The organism is Pedobacter sp. Leaf216, assembly GCF_001421515.1.
GTDB lineage: Bacteria > Bacteroidota > Bacteroidia > Sphingobacteriales > Sphingobacteriaceae > Pedobacter.
This window is the reverse complement of sequence record NZ_LMKM01000011.1, coordinates 1-21,750: the sequence shown is the minus strand read 5'-3', so window position 1 is coordinate 21,750 and position 21,750 is coordinate 1. Positions and strand designations below refer to the sequence as shown.

Here is a 21,750-nt window from a genome sequence, read left to right as displayed (position 1 = left end):
AGCCATGAAAAACAAGCTGGTCGCCATTTTATTCCTTTTCAGTTTTATCCTAATCGCAGCAAAGGTTGGAAATGATGGGAATATTGGCGCCAGCCAAGGCCTGGAGTATTATAAAATTGAGTTGAGCAGCTTCATCCGTTCTACGCAAATGTTGCAGAAAGCAATTGGTAAGATCAGCGAGGATTCGAGTTCAATTAAAAATGCAAAAAAATCCCTTTTACAATGCCGTAGAGATTATAAAAGAGTTGAATGTTTTCTGACATACTTTTTTCCGAGCGAAACCGGATTTTACAATGCCGCACCAAAAACAGAGGTAGAGGAGCCAGAATTAGAACTTGTTGAACCCATGGGATTACAATATATCGAAGCGCTGCTTTTTGAGGAAAATCCGCATCTTTCTAAAATTAAATTAATTGAACAGGCCGAGATCTTAACCTCGTCAGTACAGGATGTGCCCTCACTCCTTTATAATTTCAAAATAAACGATGCTCAAATGATGCAAAGCCTACGGCTCGAGCTCATCCGTTGGTCAACACTCTCTATTGCAGGCTTTGACGCTCCATTGCTCAAATCCAGCATGAGGGAAATTTCTGAAGCATCGGCTTCAATGCGAAGGGTGATTAAGCCTTATTCAGATCAGAAGCCTTTGCATGGGGCAAGAGTGGATGCTTTATTGGTGCAATCCATCATCTACCTTCATAATCATTTAGATTTCGATACTTTTAACAGAATGGACTACCTGCTCAATTATGCGCTTCCACTGCAAAAGGAAATGGGCCTTTTAACGAATGATTTGAAGCTTGAAGCAGATTCCTCGGGATTTGTTAATTACAATGCTGACAACATTTATCAGCCAGATGCGCTTAAAGGTTTCGGACAACAGCAAAAGCATTCGAAAAAGGAATCGCGACTTGCCAAGCTGGGGAAAAAGCTCTTTTTTGACGCGGCATTGTCCGGAAATCTTAAAGTAAGTTGCGCAAGTTGTCATCAAAAAGAAAATTATTTCACCGATCTTAAAGTTCGAAGCAGCGCTTTAATTCGGGATTCTATTCTGCAACGCAACACGCCTACGCTGTTTTACGCAGCCATGCAACACAGCCAATTTTGGGATGGCAGAGCACAAAATTTAGATGCACAGGTACATGATGTAATTTTTAATCATTTAGAAATGGGCGGTTCAAAACATTTGATTTCTAAAAACATTCTTTCAAAGAAACAGTATAAAACAGTATTCGCTGAATTATTTGCACCAGCCAGAACACCTGGTATGAATGAACTGGCAACTGCTATTTCTGCCTATATTAAAACGCTTGCACCAATGAATTCAGCTTTCGATGGGGCACTGGCGGGTAATAAACGTTCCATGACCGCTCAACAAGTTGAAGGATTCAACCTTTTTATGGGTAAAGCACAATGCGGCACATGCCATTTCCCACCATTATTCAGCGGACTGGCACCACCCCTTTTCGATCGATCGGAACTTGAAATATTGGGCACGACTAAAAACGATGATTTTACAAAGGCTGAGCTGGATTTAGACGAAGGCAGATATAAAATATATAAAATCCATTTCTATAAAGGTGCATTTAAAACTCCTACCGTAAGAAACGCAGCCAAAACATTCCCGTATATGCACAATGGTAATTTTTCCAGCCTCGAAAAAGTTGTAGAATTTTATAACCTGGGCGGAGGCAAAGGCTTAGGCCTTGATGTTCCCGATCAGACCCTTTCTTCCACCCCATTAAAGCTTAGTCCGAAAGAAACAGCATCAATCGTTTCCTTTATGGAAGCTTTAACAGACCACTACAAATAACAAAAATTAACAAATAAATCAATGAAAACAATCAACACATTACTCTTAATAATGGCGCTGCCTTTTGGGGTTTTGGCTCAGAACGATGCCGCACCAAAAGAAGTAAAAAAAGAGAAGAAGGCACTCTCGGGTATCCAAGCTGAATTGCTTAGAGGGCCGTATTTACAAATGGCAAGCCCAACCAGCATGACTTTAAGGTGGCGCACAAATGTATACGACAGAAGTCGGGTTAGATATGGAGAAAGCCCTGAGAAATTGCAATATGAAACTATAGATTCGACTTTGGTTAGTGAACACATTGTTAAGCTGAAAAACCTGAAACCAATGACGAAGTATTATTATACTATTGGGAACCATGCAGATACAACACTTCAGGGCGATAATGAAAACTATTTTTACACCTTTCCACAAACAGGCAGCGAACAGCTCATCAGAATTGCAGGGTTCGGCGATTGCGGCAACAATTCCGCTAATCAGAGAAATGTAAGAGACCAGGTAATTAAATATCTGGGAAACAATTATCTAAATGCGTGGATTTTAATGGGGGACAATGCCTATTCTGACGGTACAGATGCAGAATTCCAAGCCAAATTCTTCAATATTTATAAAGATAATTTGTTAAAGAAATACCCACTCTATCCGGTACCAGGTAATCATGATTATCACGATTTTGCTTCATCTACAGCAACTGATGAGAATAAAATGGCGTATTATCAAAATTTCTCCGTACCTACCCAGGCAGAGGCGGGCGGGGTTCCTTCAAATACAGAATCATATTATTCTTACGACATTGGAAACGTTCATTTTCTTGCGCTAGATTCATACGGTCCAGACAAAAAAGGCCAACACATTTACGATGAAATGGGTGAGCAGGCCGAATGGGTAAAAAAAGATTTAAAAGCAAACAGCAACAAGCAGTGGACAGTGGCTTACTTCCATCACCCTCCTTATACCAAAGGATCGCACGATTCGGATACCGAATCTTTATTGGTAAAAATCAGGGAAAACTTTATTAAAATCCTAGAAGAAAATGGAGTAGATTTAGTGTTGTGCGGCCATAGCCACGTTTATGAGAGAAGCAAGCTTATTAAAGGTTATTTCGGAAAAGAAGCAGATTTTGATGCTAAGAAATATGAAATCAGTTCATCTACAGCACTCTACGACGGCAGCAAAAATTCCATGCCCTACATCAAAAGCAGTAGTGATAAAAAAGGCACCGTATATGTAGTAAGTGGTTCTGCGGGAGCACTGGGCGGTAATAAAGCGACCTACCCTCATGACCTTATGTATTACTCCAATAACAAAGTAGGCGGAGCGGTGATGCTCGAAGTTCAGGGAAATAAACTTGATCTAAAATGGATTGCTTCGGACGGTGTAATACATGATCACTTCACGATGATGAAAGACGTCAAAAAAAGTGATTTAGAAATCTTAAAGGCTGATAAGGTTCTAGGCAAATTCTCATCCAAATAATTACAATACGTTTTGTATTACCATTAGAGTGAATCAAAACATATCTTAGATTGATAGTATACGTTGATTGCTCGTCCCTAAAAGTTGACATATTAAGTCCGAGAACTGAACTTGGACTTAATATGTTTTATGCATTGCAATGCATGACCCAAGCCCCCGCTTACAAAATACGATTATTCCTCTGGAGAAATGTTTACTCAAAAATCCTGTTATACAGAAATAATATTGTGTATTTCGGTGCAAGTGGCTCTCCGTCACTTTTGGTGAAGGATTCCATATCCGGCTCTAAAAGAATATTCTTCAAGCTTGAAAAAGCTCAGCATGCAGCTAGGGATTTAATCAAATATTTTAGGATTTTTAGTTTTCACCAAAAGTGACGATGAACCACTTTAAAGTGAAATGGGGTGACAGTTTAAATGCGGAACGGCTGGCCATTTTTGCCGAAATGCCCACAATTTTTAGTTGTCCCAATTCTATTTGGTCGATATATACCTTAAAATTTATGCATGACTGTTTGCTAAAGCGCCAAGTCAAAGTGAAAAGCTAGATAACAAAACTTAATATACAGAATACTTGATACATGTTATTTTCGCCTCACAAACCAAGTCAGATGAACAGAGCGCAATCTCGAACGGCTATGCTAATAGGGTCCCTGCTCATCACAGGGATCTCATGTAAGAAAAAAAGTAATAACCCTATTGATAATTTGCCACCGCTAACCACAATAGTCGCCAATGCTTTCGAATGCATTTTTAACGGACAGGTATTTTTACCAAAACTGCAGGCGTCAGTGGTTAGGGAACCTTTAAATTTCTCATATGGAATGGTAAATAATAAAAAATCCCTTACTTTCAGTGTTGAAAAGAAATGGATTAAAGGGTTCTGCCTGTATTCGTTTGTTCATTAATGCAGCAGAACTAAAACAGGGAGAAAACTACACCTTAGCTAGTGGCTAACCTCTGGAAGACAATCCCTATGGGCATTATAATTATAGAGGCCCTCAAAAGTCTTACGCTACTGATTATCATAAAAACGGCCAGGTGAAAGGAAACCTGCGCTTAACCTATTTTATTGAGAAAATTTGCTCCGGAACGTTTTCGTTCGACGCAGTAAGTAACAGAGGAGAAAAAGTGGAGATCAGAGAAGGAAGATTTGATGATGACTTATAAAAATTTCTAACCTATAATAAAAACGCTCTGAGGGGAATACTAATTTCCCTTTTTTCGCTTGCCTCATTTTTTGGAAAATCGCAGGCACAGGAAATAAGCACTTCATTTTCAAAAGCGATCGCTTAGGCTTTCGGATCGCTTGAAAGTAACGGTAAGCCGAATGGATTACTGTATGATATAGCCTTTGAAATGTAAATCTCAATAATCACTACGGGAGTTTTATTGCAGCCAGTATCTCACCGGAACATATCCCTTATCATAAACCTGTCTCCGCACACGCAGGTGATGATAACCTATATCTTAATTGGCTAAAATGTGATAAGCAATAGCACCTGTTCGAAAAGCCCTGCCTACATCGAATAATCAAGGGTAAATCTCATTGTGTTGCTTAGAAACGTGCGTTGTGGATTCCCGGAAAGGTAAGCCAGATTTAAACCAATTTTCTTTCTTTTCAATCCCATCCCTGCAGAGAAAAAGCTGCCAGGTGATCGCTCATCACCTTGAAGATTATAACCTAATCTAAAAGATAAGGTTTTCCTGTAACAAAACTGAGCTCCAATCGACGCTCCAATATCACCTATACCTAAACCACCACCCGGCGAGAATGAGGAAACAATGCTCTGCATGACACTAGCATCCGCATTCAATGGCTTTTCGGGCACCAGCAGTTTATTAAAATCCAGTGCGATCCCAATCTCACCTTCAGCCGTTGTCCGTGTTTTAAAGGCAGTGCCAATTTTTAGATTACTGGGCAAAAATGACCTTTGGTCTGCCCGGTTGTAGTAAGATATTTTGGGGCCAATATTTTCAATATTTACAGAAACAGCAATTTCGGAGTTGTGAAAGGAATTGAGGGGAAAGCGTTGAAAGGCAGATACATTAACGCAGTATGCAGTTCCTGCCTGCCTTGAAACCGCCGCATCAGCACCGGTATAGAGATTGGAATGGATAAGCTTGAGTTTCATACCCAACGAAAATTTTGAACCAAAGCCCTTTGAAATCCCCACACTTCCTACATATTCCGTCGGTTGGATAGAGCCCATATTGACATTATTGATATCAATCAGATCTATCTGTCCATAAGAAAGGTAATTTAGCGATGCAGTCATTGTCATTTGTGATTCAAACCTGTAAAATCCGCCTGCGAACATTAATTTCCTGTCGCGGACCAATTCTCTTAACCATGGAGTATAAGTTATGCTTACCCCAAATCTCCGCTCTAAAAAGTTTGCCATGGCTGTATTCGGCTCAGCCGTGCTATTATCGGACAGCAGCGCATTACCCGCTTCCCCCATACCCGATGAAACGGCATCGGTTGAAAGCAATAAAAATGGAACAGCCAGCTGATTTGAAGGCTTAAGAGCCTGTTCAACCAACTGCGAATGGGCAGTACGTGCAAAAAGGCAACAAATAAGGACTGGGAAAAGCCATGGTCTATTCATGATGAGCGCGATTAGAAGGGGAGAAAAAACAGAATCCTCCCCTATTAATGAAAAATTAATGCTGTATGATTACCTGTTTCATAGTTTTCTGGGTTCCTTCCAAGATATGGACAAAGTAGGTACCATTTGGAAGATCAGACACCTGTAACGAAACTTCCTTGCTAAACTGATCGGTCTTACCTTCCCTGAGCAAAATTCCTTTTCCATTATAAAGTTTGGCACTAAAATCCTGCCCAACCTTGTCAGGACTTACCTTGGAAGAGCTCGCAGCCTGATCAGCGCTTTGAAAGCCGATCCTAATCTCATTACTTGTAGGATTGGGATACACCGCTACGCGAGAATTATAATCACAACTGACAACGATAAACCCTTCCTCCCACATCGGTTCGGAACATTCGGTCCCCGTCAGCCACATTTCAAGGTTATAAAATCCTACGGGCATCAACATCCTTGGGAGGATAACCGTACCGGTCTGTTGAGATGTCATAAAACTTTTTTGGTAAAAAATTCCATCCGCATTAAGCAGATAGTAATTTACCTCAACCGGAAAAGCCGGTGTCTGCCCGATATCGTACTTGAAAATATTCGCGTATTCAACATATGGACGTGAACTGGTAGAAAACAGAACTGTCCCCTCACTGTTCACTCCTCCACAACCTTCCTCCGAATAAATCTCCGAAACATGTACAGCATAAGGAACGCCCATTCGGACAGAAATCTCCAAAGGTACACCGCCACAGTTCGAAACAACACTTGCCTTAACCTTTCCCAGCCCATAGTCAGACCTGGTAACGGTAGCCTGGCTGCCAGAGCTCGAACTGATAACCCCGGGTCCCTCGACACTCCATACTAATGTTTGACCGGCCTGTAGGTTATTTACGGTGTAAGTGGCCTCATCACACATTACTGCCGGACCGGTAAGTGTTAACCCGTAAGCTGGAAAACAGGTGCCCGAACAGTTAAGGTTATTGCCGGCAACGTTTTCCATCTCGTTATATAACCATTGAGAAGTACGTGCGGTAAACTGGGTATGACGCTCGTTACTGCTAGCCTGCACAGCACCCTGTGCAATAAAGTTTGCAGCTGTTGAAGGATGATCGGCCGGACTTACTCCGCCCACATACGGTTTTGACAAAGTTTCCAGATTGGTATTCTGGATATCCAGCGCACTTACGGTAGGCACAAAAGTAAAATTATTCAGTGTGCCGCTTCCCCCTGCTGCATAAAAAAGCTTAAAAAAGAGAAAGTCCAATGACTGTACCCCCGAAATAGAACCACCCACGCTCAGGCTGCCGATCGGAGATGTACCGCCAGGAGCACCGTCAATTGGAAGAAAACTCGAATTATTGATTGTCTTAATAGATTTAAAAACATCTTTCTTAACCCTAAGAAAACCAAAAAGATAGACCTTGAAAGACATGTCGATCTTTGAAACCTGTCCATTGCTCCACATATTTGGCAGCGCATTGGCTTCTATGGTAGCATTGGCCTTAGCACTTGCCAAAAAAGGAAACAGAGCCGCTACTGCATTACCCTGTACATTTAGGAGTGTCGAACCCGGTGTAGCAACCGGAACGGCACATTCTGAGCCTTGGCTGGTCGCTATAAAACGGTAAGTAGGTTGCGGATCTGACGCTGAAAATGTAATCATTGGCCTATATACACTGTTCAACCAGGTATTAGATTCAATAGTGGTATAAAAATAACTTAGAAAATCGTAACCGGGAATCAGGGTGTTAACATGGGTTTCTACCCTGTAAGTTAGTAACTGTTTAGTCGCAGGGCTTGCCATGATTCTTGCAATTTCAGCATACTGTGGCAAAATCGATTCCACGCTGAAGCCCGCTAAGTTGGCACGGCCGATATTCAGTGCGACTTCCTGTAAGCCGACCGGAACGTTTGCACCCTGATGCGGGCTGTCATGCGTGATGAGTAAGCGGGTCTGCGTTGGCACATTGTTTTTAGTAAGATCAGCAAGCGCGTAGCGGGCAACAAGCCCACCCATACTGACCCCCATAACCACATTCTGCTGGGTACTACCGCCCAATGCCTTATCTGCATTTACCCATGACAGTACGCTTTTGAACAGGTTCGCATTCCTAACTATATCATCGGTTCCATTATTGTAATCAATGAACACGAGGTCATATCCGGCAACATCGTCCAACTGATAATTAAAATCGTAGCCCAGGTCAGATACCCGGGTTAGTGCTTTTACAAAATCAGTATGGGTATAATTAGCCCCTCCAAGTGTCGGCGCCGTAGCGGACGGATCAAAGCCCTCAGCTACAATCAAAGGTTTCCTTAAATGGCCGGTGCTGTTCTGGCTGCTGTAACGGACAAAAGTCCTTCCCCCACTATGATTGGCGGTAGCATAAAATGTTTCGAAAGTACTATATGAATCAGGGTTAAAACGCTCGTAGCTTGTGACCTCCTTTACAGTTATAGGAGAATAACATTCATAGCTGCTGTTATCACTGAAGACTACCTTAATCTTTATATTTTTTGCCCCTGCTGTATTATATGAAGGGGATATAGGTGAATTCCAGACAGTCGCGTGGTAACCTTGACCGTCATCAAAATCGATATACAAAGTACTCGCTGTCAGTCCGCTATTGGTAAAGAAAAGCTCGGGTTTAAAAACCAGAGAAAAATTTCCTGATGCAAAGTCCTCGTTTACGGGGCTAGCCAGAAATAATGAACGCAGCAAATAAGGGTTTGCTGATCTATTCAGGACATCATGAAGTACATCGGCTCCATCGATAGTTACAAGGTTACTACTCAATGCATCCGGCTTAAAGGAATTGAATTTACCAAAAGTGATCACTATTGGCGAAGTGTTCTGAATTGGCAGGTGATGCCCTATCCTATTGTTGATGCTATCAATCGGTAGCAATGGGTTGCTGGGTAACATATTCCCACTGTAAAGCGTGAAATAGCCTGCCCTTAATGTACTAATGTTTACTTTGTTACTATCGGTAAGCGTACCGTTGAAGGGTCTTAAAGATGTAAGCGGAAAGCTCCTTTCCTCTAAAAAGCCACTGGAAATATCAGCTCTGCTGAGCTGCGCAAACATAAATTTCATTTTGCCTTCCAGGCTTGTTGTATCCTGGGCACGGGTGATAAATCCTATAGATAAAAGTAGGATAAAGAGAGAGAGTTTTTTTTTCATAGATGGTGAGTTTTTATATTGCTGCATTAATAGGTTATAATAACCTTGAGAATTGGACACAACGAATCCGGTCTTGGGCTGGATTCCCAAAAATTGTACTAAGCATCAAGTGTTTTTATTGGACAGGAGTTCATCTTTTCTGTTGAGATAACAGAACGATAAAAATTAACTCTCTTAGATAAACTGTTTATTGGATCTTTAAATCAAATCTCCCGTCAGTGGCATTGATGATCTGACAACCCTGTTTCTCTAGTTTGAATTCGAAAGTGCCGGAAATAAAATTGTTGGCCAGATCTATCTTGGTGATGCTCAATGATCCCGACACGATCCTGTCCTCATAATAATAACATTTTGAGTTCGAGTCGGCATAAATTACCCCGTTATTATTAAAAGTATATTTTCCCGGCTTATTAACGCCTGTCAACCCAATGCTTAACTCCATCTGATTTACAGATGATAAATAGCGGTTTGCGATGATGCCAAAAGAACCACCCTTATAATTTGGGTCATAGCTCAAATCCAGTCTTTCCTTCAACAATGGCGTTTTTGGCAGCCATACTTCGCCGTTGAGTAAAAAACCGAAAGTATTTGATCCAGATTGTGTCATAGCCGGAAGTTCTTCCTTATCAGGAGTCATGGTAATGTCTTTCTTACATTTCATACCAGCCAAGGATAAAAAGCAGACACAAAGAATAAATGAGAGATTGCTGAGTTTCATGCGTTATAGATTTCTATAACAAAATTATTTAAAAATTACGTATAACATCATTTTAAATATTAAGTTATTGTTAAATATTTATTTTCGGCATGTAGGAGATAAACCTTCGTCGCCCTTAATAGAAATTATAATTATTCATATAAATGACTCTCCTAAACAGTTGTTTTGCTAAGTAGCAGTTAAAGAAATTTATTTAAAAAATTCGGCACCAGGGCATCTACACAGTACCATTACTAAAGAATACGGATAATTGCATTGACTTGGTAGTTCAAAGTACTTTAAATGTTTTTTTTGCTAATTACCTATCATATAACTATCAGCACTTGTTAGGAAAGATTATTTAGGAAGAATTTAAGGCCCCTGTCAATCCGTAGCAGTATTATATCTTAAATATTTCTCCCTGACTCGGACACACGCGGCATCATTTTGGAACAAAAGATACAGCAAATGGCCCGGCCCAACGGGGACAGCCAAAAACAATCCAAGCCATTTCTTAAAATCAATCGGACAACACCCCATTTTAATGATACAAACAAATCTTCACCAGTTATTTAAAGACCAATTAGAGAATGGATCTGAAACTGATTATCACGATAAGAGCTTTGTCAAAAAGACTGAATTAATCCAATAGCAAAAATTGAAAGAAAATACGCATTTGCACGATGCCCTGCAATGAGAAAAGAATTTATCCTACTGACCGTCTTCCAGTTAAAAATCGTCTGTAGCATTTGCATACGGTCCACCATTGATGATTAAAAACATATGATACATGCTAAAACTTAAATTTATTATTCCCGCACTATTGATTGTATTTTCGGGCTCCAGTCCAAAGGTGCAGAATCCATCCACCAACCATCCCTCAAAAAACCAGGGAGATTCACTTTACCTGGTCTTGGCATTAAAGATATTATAAAGGCAGGCGAAAAGGCTACCTTAAACTTTACCATCCAGAACATTGGGCCAACCGAAAAATCCTTTTGCAAATTGCATACTCCTTTTTAACCCCTGATTAGCAAATACCTTGATGTCAAAGACGAAAACGAAAACAACGCTCCCTATAAAGGCCCCATGGCCAAAAGGATCATGCCCCCCCGCAGACAGCTATATTGTAGTTAAACCAAAAGATAAACTTTCTTTGGAGGTTGACCTTTTAAAAGCGTATGAGCTGCAAGCCGGAAAAAAAATACACCATTTCTTATAACTCAAGGGGAATCAGCGCACTGAAAGCCAGCAATACAGTTACCTTCAGAGATACGGAATAAACCGCAAGGTTCATCTAAGCTATAGATTAGCCATGGCGTACGGTGGAGACCGTTTCTGGAAGGCATCCGATTTCAGATCTTAAAAACGCAGATGACTCTCCAAATAAAACATCTGACTGTATTTTCCACAGTCAGATGCTTAAAGTTATCAGTTCAAAACTCATAGCAACACACAGCATCATAAACTATCAGATAACAGTTATTTTAGGAACAGCATAAAGATTTCTGATCCACAAAGCCAATAACAAATTGATCATAGTGAATTAATTAACACTAAATGACAATAAAAACGTTGTTAATTAAAACACACGTAACTATGATAAAGCAATTCATTATTTTATGTTTAATTTTAGCTGGTATTACTAACGATGTCCGGGCGCAGGAAAAATTACAAATAGCATGGCCGGGTGAGTACAAATGGAAAATAGCTTCCGACCAGAAAAGTGGAAATACGCGTATGGTGGAACTGTTGGTTGGAAATGAGTCTTTTAAAAACTGGACCATCATAGGCACAATGCTCTCCTTGATGGGTTCTACATCCGTTCCGGTAAAACAGGCGATGAATGCGACCTACACACAAACCCTAAAAAACGCCCCCCAGGCGAAGCTTAAAATGATTGAAACGGGGACCAAATCGGGCTCACCTTGGATATTGTTCCGCATCGAGTCGCCAAAATTCAACAATAGTGCAATCCCGGAATCGCAACTCTATTACATCATTCAGGGTAAGAGTGCTTTATACTCCAATTTCGTAGCCGTGAAGCAACCCGCACTGGGCGTGCTCTTCATAGAAAAATGGGCCAGGGTTTTTAAAAACAGTACATTGGTGAGTAAATAATGGGACTGCGGGCCAAGACAATAAAAGCCCCTTACGGGGCTTAGCTTATTTTACTTTTTTTTCAATGTCCTTCCGCTGATTCGAGCTGCTCTTTTTGGCGTCCTTGATATCAGATGATTTAACATCCATTTTATCAGCTTCGTACTTGATTTCATGTGGCTGATTCGATACCGAATTCCTTTCCACTTTACTTCCTCTAGGCATAGTCTTTCAATTTTTAGTTAAATGTTATCACTATAACAGCCAAAAAGTGAATTTGGTTTGGCAAGCCGAACGGTTCGCAAACCTCCAAGTACATCTTTCTTTTACAGGCGGCGAAAAGTCTCATTTTACCGGACGTAAAAACAGGAAATTTGTTCTCTGGTGAGCGTAGCAACACCTTGCTGCTGTATGAACTATAGGCGAAGGAAGAAATGCTGCAGGAGCAACATGCTCTTGGCATCATGTACTTGCCCATCCGACAGCTTTTTCCTTGCCTCTTCAAAGCCCAGCTGTACCAGTTCAATATCCTCACCTTCTCCATCCGCACCACCGCTGAGGTGTCTGATCCTCATCGGACACCTCAGCGGTAAACAAGTGCAGATATTCTGTCAAGCCACCAGCAGAGGTATACACTGCGCCGATTTGAACAGAATCAGAAATTTTATACCCCGTTTCTTCCCGGCTTCCCGGATTACCGCCTGCCCCGGAGAATCCCCTGGCTCGATAAGTCCCGCACAGGCCTCAAACAGATATCCGTCAGTCTGTTTATAAGCGTACCTCCTGATAAATAAATGGGCACAAAGGATAAGTTGATATGACGACACCATTATTATATATGCTCATCATTCGCGTAATCGTTATTTTAGGCTAAATTATCTTTCAAAATCGAAAGCTTAAATCAGCAAGTCATTTTGAAAACGATTACGGCTATGAACTTCTGGCTTTTCCCAAATCTGAATCAGTGAATTCCAAAAACAAATGGTCGGTAGTTACTAGAAATTTGGATGGTCTTAAGCTAGACTATGAGGACGATGATTTAGGAAAAATAGCTTATCACATTTACACTTGCTATAAAGAGCTGCTAATGCGAAAGCAGATATTCGTTAACATCAAGAGCAATGTTGAAGGCAAATATTTAAAAATTGTAACTAATAATACTGAGTCCAGGATTGGTGTTGATCATCCAGAACTTGGTCACATTGGTTATCTGAATTTTGTAGAGCTTCGTAGTAATTAACAGCATCCTAATTCCCTCCCTCATTTAGTGGCTTACAGCGAGAAAGGGAGGGTTTAGTCTTTAAATGGTGGTGGATGCTATTATTTTATGAGGATAACTATTTGGCTCTTTTTTATTATACTTGAATTCTAAATTATCTCAAATGAGTTACGACTTAATGGTATTCAGGAAAGAGGCTGCACCTACCTCTAGATCAGCTTTTATGGATTGGTACAAAAATCAAACCGAGTGATCTGAACCGCATGGTTATGACGATCCGACTAACACCTCGCCAAAACTAAGGGATTGGTTTATAGGAATTATCAAAACATTTCCTGCAATGAATGGCCCCTATGCAAGTGAAGATGATGAAGAAAACGATTTTCTAACTGATTATTCTGTTGGGAACGATGTGATCTATATAGGATTTAGTTGGACTGTTGCTGAAAAAGCATATGATGCAGCATTAGAACTTGCAGAGAAGCACGAAGTTGGATTCTTTGATGTCAGTAGTGATAATGGCGATATATTCTTTCCTTTACGTGGCGGAAAACTTGAAATATTGAAAGATTATAGCGAATCGGCAACTTCGTCCCGAAAGGAGCCTAAACCTTGGTGGAAGATTTGGTAGCAATAGTCAAGAGCGGTCCGGTTTGGCTCTTTTTTGTTATAATTGAAGTCTAAATGAATATATATAAAGAATATAATCATGCTATTAACGATTATTCATAGGCTCTCAATTATCCAGTTATTTGGCTTTGGATCTTGGAGTGTGTGCTATTTCTTTTTTTTACAGCGAAAATTGTTTAAAGAAGTGGACATTGTGGTTACTCGGATAACAAGGGTCGCAGGAATTATATATACAATGACCTTTATTGTTTGGTTCTTTGAAGCATATTTTGGTTCGGATAGTTACACATTTACTATCGAAAATCAAATGTTTGGTTCTTACGCTTTTACATTCTGGTTTCAATTCCTTTTCCTATTTCTAGTTACTCAAATACTTTGGATCAAAACGTGTCGGCAATCAAGATACTTTAGATTAATTATAGGGATCCTATTATTATGGATACTTGAGGCAGAAAGGTTAACAGTATTAATTACGAGCTTCCATAGAGATTATATGGCTTTTGATTCTTTATCCTTACTTTATCCGTTAATTTTAGGATACTTCATGAAACTAATTTTGTTTTTAATATTCAATGGGTTATTTTACTGGATTTTGTTAAAGATTATCAATACAGGCAAGCTGAACAATCATAATATTCTTAAATAGAGGTAGATTAATTTTGACGCATTCCTTAACCAAAACTTTCCTCAAAAGGTTGGCTTAAGCGAGGAAAGGCTCGGTCTAGTCATTTAATCAGTGCTGTTGGATCTATACTGCATCTTTATGAGGGGCAATGCTTTACTTTTCTGCCAGTGGTTCTTAGCAAAAGGTCATGGTTTTAATTTTGACAAATCGGTTGCCTCATGAATGCTTTCTCTATCTTTATCTAGGATTTTGCTTCGCTTCATCCTGGATAAATCTAATCGCATTCCACTTTTCAGCTCACCTGCGTAATCGAAAATGCTGCGCTAACGCTTGTGTTAATACATAGATCGAATCCCGTTGCTTTGCAACTGTCGATTCTCACACATTTGCTCGGTTTGCATTTGGTGAGCCATAACACAGTTCATCTAAAACTATTATCTTAGCTAACAATACCTATTCATATGTTTGCAGAATTTATCTATAGACCACCTTCAGGCGAGTATCAGGAGAAACACTTTGGAGATACTGCGTCTGATTGCTCTTGGGTTAAATTTACTACTGATGTTGGAGATGAATGGGTAGGTTCATTTCAAAATGGTTGGCTAGATAATTCGCGTATAATTAAATTATTAGATAGACATGAAAAGGCTTTTATTGTAGCTAACGGTGCCGCTTATTTGATTAATACAACAACTCGACAACTTGTTAATAGTACAGAGATATCGGATGTAAAAACGGTTCTGGTAGATAACGACCAGTATAATACTTACTATTCAAATGGTTATGATTTAAGATTCATTGATATACACGGTAGTGAAACTTGTCTTTTTGAATATAATGGCTTCGATGATGTCCAGCTAACCAATATAAAGGACAATAAGCTCTATGCAACCTATTTTCACTATCAAGATAGCAACAAGCAATTTCATATTGAATTGGATTTGATTACTAAGCAGGTACGAGACTCGCTATATGATGCTACACAGCCAGCAACAAGCGAGACAGCACAAAATGTAAAGGATTCAAAACCATGGTGGAGGTTGTGGTAACCGTTGTAGTTGACGGCTATCACTACATGCACAATCTCTATTGTATCGTTATATGTTAACACCCAATTAACATAACATGTGCGTAATGCTTGTCGTTTTAAAAGGTAAACAACTGTTTAGCTCACTCCAGACCTTATAGAAACAATATCAACAAGTACACTTTTCAGCATATCCAAAACGAGAACCATCCCCCTTATAAGAAAGGAATTGATTGAAAACTGGATATTTAGAAGTATGGTTATTTGATGTTAACTAACTAGCCCAAGGACTTAAGCTTGAATTCTCGGATATGTAGTCCTCAAAAATTGAAGAGCATTGGTTAATTGTTCATGAGAATAAGGAATATGCAAAGGGGCTTTCCCTTTAGCAGGGTAAGGGAATGGCAGTATACAATACGGACTATAGTGATCTATCGTATGTTGCTTTTACTTTTGAACGGCCGTCTTTATTTCGGGCGATTTCTAATTTGAGGTCATCTGAAACCTCTACTATACTATCCAGGTTATTGCTGGTACTGTCCCGCCAGTGAATGAAGTCAATATTTTCAATTTCACTGTTCAGCTTCAGGGATGCATTGTCTCCTATTTTGGTGAAGTCATCAGCTACAGGAATAATCTCTACTGTTTTATCCTTTTTAAATACCAGAAAAGCAGACATCAATCCGTCAAACCCACTGAATTTGGACAGGATGTAATCCTTGGGCAGATTTTTCGTGTTATCAAATTTCCCATAATAAAAATAGTCCTTCGGGTAACCGTTAACCCGGGTAATAACTACCCCTTTATATTGATAATGGATAATTTTACTGCTGTTTGAACATGAAGTTAACAACATCAAAAACAGGCATAGGTAGAGCGTAATTTTCTGGGATCCCATATAGGTTTATAATGACTACAATTTATTGATTTGTCATTTGGTGTAAATTGGTAAAAAAAAGCAGCAAATAAAAAGAAATTGGCGTACAAGGTGTTTGTTATCTTTAAACCCAGGAAAGGATAATTTATAAACATTATCCCCCGCCCCTGTCAGGGAAAGGAGCGGCATCCTTTTGGAACAAAAGATACAGCGGATTGCCCGGCCCTTCAGGGGACAGCCAAAACTAAACCCCAATTCCAGATCATATTATCCACTCGGGATTTCAAAAAACCGTACATCCCCATTATATTATTTAATTTTTAGGATCCGTTTCCACTTTCACCGAAACATATCCCCAATTATAAAACCTGTCCCCGTGGACGCAGGTGATGATACATAGATCTTACCAGGCTGACCTGTAAGTCTCTCCCAAAAACAGCTATATCATTACCCGGGTGATCTGATCTTACAAGTTAGGCAATCTAATAAAGTTAAATAAACACTTAAACTAAAAAAGCCCGTATCGAGAAAAACCATATCCTAACGACAGTTTCATTAAGCGGACCAAAAGCATCTTTACCCTTTTTTACCGATACAAAAAGCACATTCAATTTCTTTCATGGATAAACAGCTTTCCACTGATAACCCTAATTTACCTCAATGTGAATTCTGGACTTCGGGCCTGACCGGCACAATGTCAAACCCCCTATCCTTTTCAGCTATAAAAATATACTTCAAAGAACCGGGAGATGAAAAATAATTCTGTGCAGTTGCCAAAGGGATCGGCTTTTCCCCATGAACAAAGTTTTTGGCAATCATCTTATACCAGGGGCTGAACCCTTGAGTGGTCAAAAGCCTATTTCCATTCGGCAGCACCAGCCCCTTCACCTGATGCATCAGATCCATAAAAACAGGAAGCTCCCCACCATGGATTGCGATTTTTTCACTTGCCTCATATTTCATAATATCATCCAGTTTGGACTGCAAGTCTTTTACTTTACCGATAAGCATCTCGATTTCATCATCTTTCTGCCTAAAGATCTTTTCAATGGAAGTATTCACACTCCACAGATCAATGGTATCAAGAAATTCCCTGAACGTATCCAATGTCGACAACTTGTCAATAATAGAGCTATACCCCCACGCAGATGGATTGTTTGCCGAATAGAAACCAATCCTCCTGTTCATTGTTTTATCCACCTTAAGAAAGAACTTTTCCTCCCCTTCAGGATTTCTAACCAGGTAGTGCGCTAGGTGAAAATTATAAAAGGCTTTATGTTCATCACTGGCAAGTTCATATAGCCTATCAATAAAGAAATTATCTTCCAGTTTTTTATTCCGGAAAACGGAATGTCCGATTTCATAAGGGTGAGAAGAAAAATCAAACCTTCCACGAAATTTAATCAGCATTCTTTTAAGTTTCTGCGGTTACTTTTAGTCAGTGGTGCATTGGCTAAGACAGTGCTAAACCGATAGGAAGATCGGTATTCGGCAAGTCTAATGCCACGTAAAACACACGCCAATGCTTTGCACTGTCATGGTTTTAATTTTGACAAATCGGTTGCCTCATGAATGCTTTCTCTATCTTTATCTAGGATTTTGCTTCGCTTCATCCTGGATAAATCTAATCGNCTTTGCACTGTCATGGTTTTAATTTTGACAAATCGGTTGCCTCATGAATGCTTTCTCTATCTTTATCTAGGATTTTGCTTCGCTTCATCCTGGATAAATCTAATCGCTTTCCACTTTTCAGCTCACCTGCGCAATCGAAAATGCTGCACGATCGTCACGATACTTGATACAAGTATCTCGCCAATCGCTTGTGTTAAAACATAGATCGGATCCCGTTGCTCTGCAACTGCTGATCCTCACACATTTTCTCAGTTCGCAGGCGGTGAGCAAATTCCCATTATTAAAAAACTAAACTCAACGTGTTGTAATCGGGAATCAATGCTCTCTGAATGCCTTACCTATTAAACCAGATAATTTAATAGCGGTTTGTCTACCTTTCCGTCCTGGACAAAACTTCTCAAACTCATTTGGAGCGTAAAAGTTTAACGGCTTAATTTCAGCTTTGCTTATCAATAATATATATATGCCTCCAGCATCATGAATGGTTAAGTTTGATCCTTTAATCGTTGGGCATCCCGAACCTTCAATAGCATCATCTTTCATATACCATAGTTTCAATCTAAGTATATCATTCCAAAGATTTCTCAATGTATCTAACGAAATATCCTTTTCAACGAAATAACGGTTAATCGATACTGGTTCATTCATATATTCTGTTAAGTCCTTATAATACATTACGCTGCGAATCGCCGATGGCACTTTACCATTGACTTTACGAACCTCTGGTCTTTTATATTCATAAGCAGTTATTGTGTCTCCTGTCTTGCTTAAGAAAAGAAGGAAGGGAGCATGAGACCAAATACTGGGATACTGTATAATTACCGTTGTATCTGATAGCTTTTGCATTGTCTTTGCAATATTACTGTCGTTCAGTTGTGTTTGAGCATTTCCTAAAATGTATGTAAACACTAACGCAAGGGTAAATAGATATTGTTTCATAGTTTATAGATGCAAAAGATAACACAAATCACCTAAAATCACCTCATCTAAGCAAGCTTATGACCTATTAATACAGCAATGGGACTTAGGTAAAATAGAGTTCTTAGAACAGAGTAAAATGATTCTGTTGAATAGAGAAAACAGAGTTCTAGGGATTGTAGATATTTCCACAGGAGGTGTAAGTGGGACTATCCTTGATCCTAAAATTATATTTTCAATGGCTTTAAAAGCGAATACGTCATCAATAATAATATCGCATAACCATCCTAGTGGTAATTTAAGACCTAGCCATGCAGATATTAAATTGACTAATCAACTAAAAGAAGGTGGTAAACTATTAGAGATTGTAGTTTGGGATCACCTGATAATTTCTAATGATAGTTATTACAGTTTTGCGGATGATGGAATGATGTAAAAATTATTAGCTTGGGTTAATCACCCAGGCTAATTTTAAATTTATTGCAAGATGCCCCTCGTAAAGGTAAGGGCAATAGTTCTAGTCATTTTTGCGAGGGCTAACTTTTAAGCATTTCTCCGCATTCATTGAGTATCCAAAATCAGAAACCATCCCTTAAATATTTAAAATAATTAAATTTTTGGATATTCTATTTTCGAGTAAAATTAATATCTTGCTAAACTAAATTAACAACCATGCACTATCTCACTTAACCAAGTTAAGTGCTTATAAACGATTAAAAACGAAAACCAACAATACAAAATTCGCAATAGAAAACTGTACTGAATTGAATTAAGCAAGGAATTGTTTAAGCCAAGTTGCGTAAATACAAAAGTGGGCTGCTATGCTACTTAATACCTCATGAAATTTAAAGGACAAAACATTTGATACCAATTGACCAATATTCGAGACTACAACAAATTATAGATTTAGCTTGGGAAATTTTATTTGAAAGAATTGTTTCCAGTAAACAAATAATAAATAAGGAATCATCTTTACAACTTCATCTTTCAAAACTAATTTTTGATCTGGGAAACACATATTGCATTGAACCAAATGAAAGATTTGAAATTGAAATGGAAACAAACTACGAGAAGAAAAGTATTGACATAGTTTGCATTTTAGGAGAAACGAAAGCAGCAATAGAACTAAATGTTTTATGAAAGCAAGTAATCGAGCGAAAGATCTAGATTGTTATGATGTGCTGTTAGATATCGAAAGGCTTCAAAAATTCAATGGTTTTGACATAAAAAAGTTTATTTGCTTGACTAACAACAAATATTATTCGACTACTATTCAAAGTGGACATGGAAGAACAGTATCACTAAAAAGTGGAACTGTTTACAAAGAAAATGAAGCAATTGTTCCAGGTTGGGCAGACAAATGGAAAGTGAATAGAGATAAACCAATAATTTTCAGCAAACAAGTAATATGCGATTGGATTTCAAAATCTGATTGGTATTTTTTGAAAATCGAGATTTAATTACCTGTAGAAAAGCATAGCAGGTAACAGTGCTTGGCGTTATAGGACGGACGAACAAGGCTCAAGTTAAGTTTTTCAATTTTACTTTACTGCGAGGGTTGGGCTGAAGTACCCTGTCCCCCCACTTCGGCAAGCCCTGCACCGTTAACAGAAATTTTATGACATACATTCTCGAGAAAACAGAAAAGCTAAAATTTCACACAAATTTGAGAGAGTTACTCTACCCAATCATTGAAAGTATCGGTGATTATAACTGGCTACTTACAAATCAAGATTATTTCATATTTGACTTTGAACAAAAAGGGGAAGTTCATAAGCTCGATTTTGAAAGTAAGAAAATAGAGTTTTCTGGTTCTGAATTTAAAGCATTAGTAGAGACGCGTAATATTCAATTTATTTGGGGAGTATTTTGCGCATTTATAGGCGAAATTCCTTCCTTAAAAAGTGAAGAGTTTCCATTTGCAGATTGCAATGAAAATATTTGGAAAAAACCTAATGAATTCTTAAGTCCGAATTCTGAAATTGAAATAATTTGTTTTGATGGAACATCTACAATTATCAAGTTTAAAAATCAAAAAATGGAAAAAGAATTTCTTCAATATTTTAGTGAAGCAAAACTCTTATTATAAAAAATTTTGCTGGCCGAACAAGGTTGTGATGATCTATACTGATAACGGAGATAAGTTCTTAACAGAACTCTCCTTGTCGGAACTGGAAGGAAAACTGCCTTCCAGCTTTTTAAGGGTCCAGCGGTCATATATTATCAACACCGAAAAGATTCTCGAAATCAACAGGTACTTCAATAACGGGCTAATTATTTTAATGAATGACAATGAGCACACCAAGATTATTTCCGGCACGACCTACATCAATCAAATCAGGCTGGCACTTGATCTTTAGCCAAGGGTCTGGCAGCAACCGATTAACCTTCTACCTGGACAGGATACAATGTAATTATTGTATTTATTTCAATGCTGTTTTGATTATCCCTGCAAAGGTTGCCGCCCAGATTGCCCCATCTTTGTCCTTTGTGATCCGCTCGATATTGACACTGGGAACATTAGAATTTTCAGTGGTATATATTTCGGTCTTTTTGCGTCCAATGTCGTACCTGATAATCCCGACGTTGTTCTGGCTGAGCCATAAAGTGTTTTTTTCTTCATCCAAAAAGAAATCGTTGATGCTGTTGCCGGCAAACATTGCCGGGTTGTCGTTCCACAAACGTTCCCATTTTCCCTCCGGCGAAAGCATATACATTCCTGCCGCCGCACCTTTTTCATTATACAGCGAGAACCAAAGGTTGCCCTTTTTATCTTCCCACATCTTGGATATGTAAGCCTTCGAAAGCGGCGAGGACTTATCGTTTAAGGCTGTGGTCTTACCTTTTTCGATAACCACGTTGTGCACTTCCCCAAATTCAGACCAGTTAAAAGTAGAATTCTAGACCGAGCGCAGCGAGGCTATTAGAAAAACTATTAATTTTAATTGGCAATATG

General features: G+C 39.1%; 22 protein-coding genes. 13 read left to right on the top strand and 9 right to left on the bottom strand.

Annotation, left to right across the window (positions count from 1 at the left end):
• The first annotated feature begins 4 nt into the window (after positions 1-4).
• The 3 genes from ASE74_RS09395 (at position 5) to ASE74_RS25335 (ending at position 4,455) form a co-directional block, all read left to right on the top strand.
• Positions 5-1,813, top strand: coding sequence for a cytochrome-c peroxidase (locus ASE74_RS09395; RefSeq protein ID WP_055907666.1), 1,809 nt, complete (start codon positions 5-7; stop codon positions 1,811-1,813).
• Between the two features lie 21 nt (positions 1,814-1,834).
• Positions 1,835-3,286 (top strand): metallophosphoesterase family protein, encoded by a 1,452-nt coding sequence (locus tag ASE74_RS09390; RefSeq protein WP_082458723.1) that lies wholly within the window; start codon positions 1,835-1,837, stop codon positions 3,284-3,286.
• A 1,040-nt stretch (positions 3,287-4,326) separates the two neighbouring features.
• Positions 4,327-4,455 carry a hypothetical protein gene (locus tag ASE74_RS25335; protein WP_255352033.1) on the top strand — a complete coding sequence of 43 codons (129 nt, stop codon included), beginning with the start codon at positions 4,327-4,329 and terminating at the stop codon, positions 4,453-4,455.
• Positions 4,456-4,805: 350 nt separating this feature from the next.
• Here the strand turns inward: ASE74_RS25335 and porV are convergent, their stop codons facing one another.
• The 3 genes from porV to ASE74_RS09370 all read right to left on the bottom strand — a co-directional run bounded on the left by porV (position 4,806) and on the right by ASE74_RS09370 (position 9,730).
• Complete coding sequence (gene porV / locus ASE74_RS09380) at positions 4,806-5,897, bottom strand: type IX secretion system outer membrane channel protein PorV (RefSeq protein ID WP_157255391.1); 1,092 nt, start codon at positions 5,895-5,897, stop codon at positions 4,806-4,808.
• Positions 5,898-5,952: 55 nt separating this feature from the next.
• The gene (locus ASE74_RS09375; protein ID WP_162235802.1) at positions 5,953-9,069 is read right to left on the bottom strand and encodes a T9SS type A sorting domain-containing protein; all 3,117 of its coding nucleotides are present in this window, start codon (positions 9,067-9,069) and stop codon (positions 5,953-5,955) included.
• A 187-nt stretch (positions 9,070-9,256) separates the two neighbouring features.
• Positions 9,257-9,730 (bottom strand): DUF6252 family protein, encoded by a 474-nt coding sequence (locus ASE74_RS09370; RefSeq protein WP_235526046.1) that lies wholly within the window; start codon positions 9,728-9,730, stop codon positions 9,257-9,259.
• Between the two features lie 826 nt (positions 9,731-10,556).
• On the opposite strand from ASE74_RS09370, the gene ASE74_RS24715 reads away from it, so the two are divergent.
• Both ASE74_RS24715 and ASE74_RS09365 read left to right on the top strand, forming a co-directional pair.
• A complete protein-coding gene (locus tag ASE74_RS24715; protein WP_157255390.1) occupies positions 10,557-10,700 on the top strand; it encodes a hypothetical protein in 144 nt (47 codons plus the stop codon).
• Between the two features lie 665 nt (positions 10,701-11,365).
• On the top strand, positions 11,366-11,887 hold the full coding sequence (locus tag ASE74_RS09365) for a hypothetical protein (RefSeq protein ID WP_157255389.1): 522 nt from the start codon (positions 11,366-11,368) through the stop codon (positions 11,885-11,887).
• Positions 11,888-11,932: 45 nt separating this feature from the next.
• Here the strand turns inward: ASE74_RS09365 and ASE74_RS25105 are convergent, their stop codons facing one another.
• The gene (locus tag ASE74_RS25105; RefSeq protein ID WP_235526044.1) at positions 11,933-12,091 is read right to left on the bottom strand and encodes a hypothetical protein; all 159 of its coding nucleotides are present in this window, start codon (positions 12,089-12,091) and stop codon (positions 11,933-11,935) included.
• Between the two features lie 386 nt (positions 12,092-12,477).
• Positions 12,478-12,696, bottom strand: a complete 219-nt coding sequence (locus tag ASE74_RS25475) for an NUDIX hydrolase (RefSeq protein ID WP_055907644.1) — start codon at positions 12,694-12,696, stop codon at positions 12,478-12,480.
• A gap of 257 nt (positions 12,697-12,953) precedes the next feature.
• On the opposite strand from ASE74_RS25475, the gene ASE74_RS25100 reads away from it, so the two are divergent.
• The 3 genes from ASE74_RS25100 to ASE74_RS09340 all read left to right on the top strand — a co-directional run bounded on the left by ASE74_RS25100 (position 12,954) and on the right by ASE74_RS09340 (position 15,389).
• On the top strand, positions 12,954-13,106 hold the full coding sequence (locus tag ASE74_RS25100; RefSeq protein WP_235526043.1) for a hypothetical protein: 153 nt from the start codon (positions 12,954-12,956) through the stop codon (positions 13,104-13,106).
• 319 nt (positions 13,107-13,425) lie between these two features.
• Positions 13,426-13,716 (top strand): hypothetical protein, encoded by a 291-nt coding sequence (locus ASE74_RS24985; protein WP_200912287.1) that lies wholly within the window; start codon positions 13,426-13,428, stop codon positions 13,714-13,716.
• 1,085 nt (positions 13,717-14,801) lie between these two features.
• Positions 14,802-15,389, top strand: a complete 588-nt coding sequence (locus ASE74_RS09340; RefSeq protein WP_055907636.1) for a hypothetical protein — start codon at positions 14,802-14,804, stop codon at positions 15,387-15,389.
• A 399-nt stretch (positions 15,390-15,788) separates the two neighbouring features.
• On the opposite strand, the gene ASE74_RS09335 is transcribed toward ASE74_RS09340, so the two are convergent.
• The 3 genes from ASE74_RS09335 to ASE74_RS09325 all read right to left on the bottom strand — a co-directional run bounded on the left by ASE74_RS09335 (position 15,789) and on the right by ASE74_RS09325 (position 18,815).
• Positions 15,789-16,265, bottom strand: a complete 477-nt coding sequence (locus tag ASE74_RS09335; protein WP_157255388.1) for a hypothetical protein — start codon at positions 16,263-16,265, stop codon at positions 15,789-15,791.
• A 636-nt stretch (positions 16,266-16,901) separates the two neighbouring features.
• On the bottom strand, positions 16,902-17,654 hold the full coding sequence (locus ASE74_RS09330) for a hypothetical protein (protein ID WP_055907630.1): 753 nt from the start codon (positions 17,652-17,654) through the stop codon (positions 16,902-16,904).
• Between the two features lie 537 nt (positions 17,655-18,191).
• On the bottom strand, positions 18,192-18,815 hold the full coding sequence (locus ASE74_RS09325; RefSeq protein WP_082458722.1) for a hypothetical protein: 624 nt from the start codon (positions 18,813-18,815) through the stop codon (positions 18,192-18,194).
• A gap of 37 nt (positions 18,816-18,852) precedes the next feature.
• Here ASE74_RS09325 and ASE74_RS09320 point away from each other — a divergent pair, with 37 nt between their 5' ends.
• The 5 genes from ASE74_RS09320 (at position 18,853) to ASE74_RS25470 (ending at position 21,154) form a co-directional block, all read left to right on the top strand.
• A complete protein-coding gene (locus ASE74_RS09320) occupies positions 18,853-19,230 on the top strand; it encodes a JAB domain-containing protein (protein WP_082458721.1) in 378 nt (125 codons plus the stop codon).
• 425 nt (positions 19,231-19,655) lie between these two features.
• Positions 19,656-19,934 carry a hypothetical protein gene (locus tag ASE74_RS25095; RefSeq protein WP_055907624.1) on the top strand — a complete coding sequence of 93 codons (279 nt, stop codon included), beginning with the start codon at positions 19,656-19,658 and terminating at the stop codon, positions 19,932-19,934.
• Complete coding sequence (locus tag ASE74_RS09310) at positions 19,931-20,254, top strand: hypothetical protein (RefSeq protein WP_055907621.1); 324 nt, start codon at positions 19,931-19,933, stop codon at positions 20,252-20,254. Before ASE74_RS25095 ends, ASE74_RS09310 begins: the two co-directional genes overlap by 4 nt.
• 158 nt (positions 20,255-20,412) lie before the next feature.
• Positions 20,413-20,883, top strand: coding sequence for a hypothetical protein (locus ASE74_RS09305; protein WP_055907618.1), 471 nt, complete (start codon positions 20,413-20,415; stop codon positions 20,881-20,883).
• Entirely contained in the window at positions 20,795-21,154 is a 360-nt protein-coding gene (locus ASE74_RS25470) for a LytTR family DNA-binding domain-containing protein (RefSeq protein ID WP_082458720.1), read from the top strand. The genes ASE74_RS09305 and ASE74_RS25470 overlap by 89 nt, the downstream gene beginning before the upstream one ends.
• Positions 21,155-21,217: 63 nt before the next feature.
• Here ASE74_RS25470 and ASE74_RS09295 read toward each other — a convergent pair whose 3' ends face one another.
• Complete coding sequence (locus ASE74_RS09295; RefSeq protein ID WP_157255387.1) at positions 21,218-21,577, bottom strand: hypothetical protein; 360 nt, start codon at positions 21,575-21,577, stop codon at positions 21,218-21,220.
• Positions 21,578-21,750 lie beyond the last annotated feature (173 nt).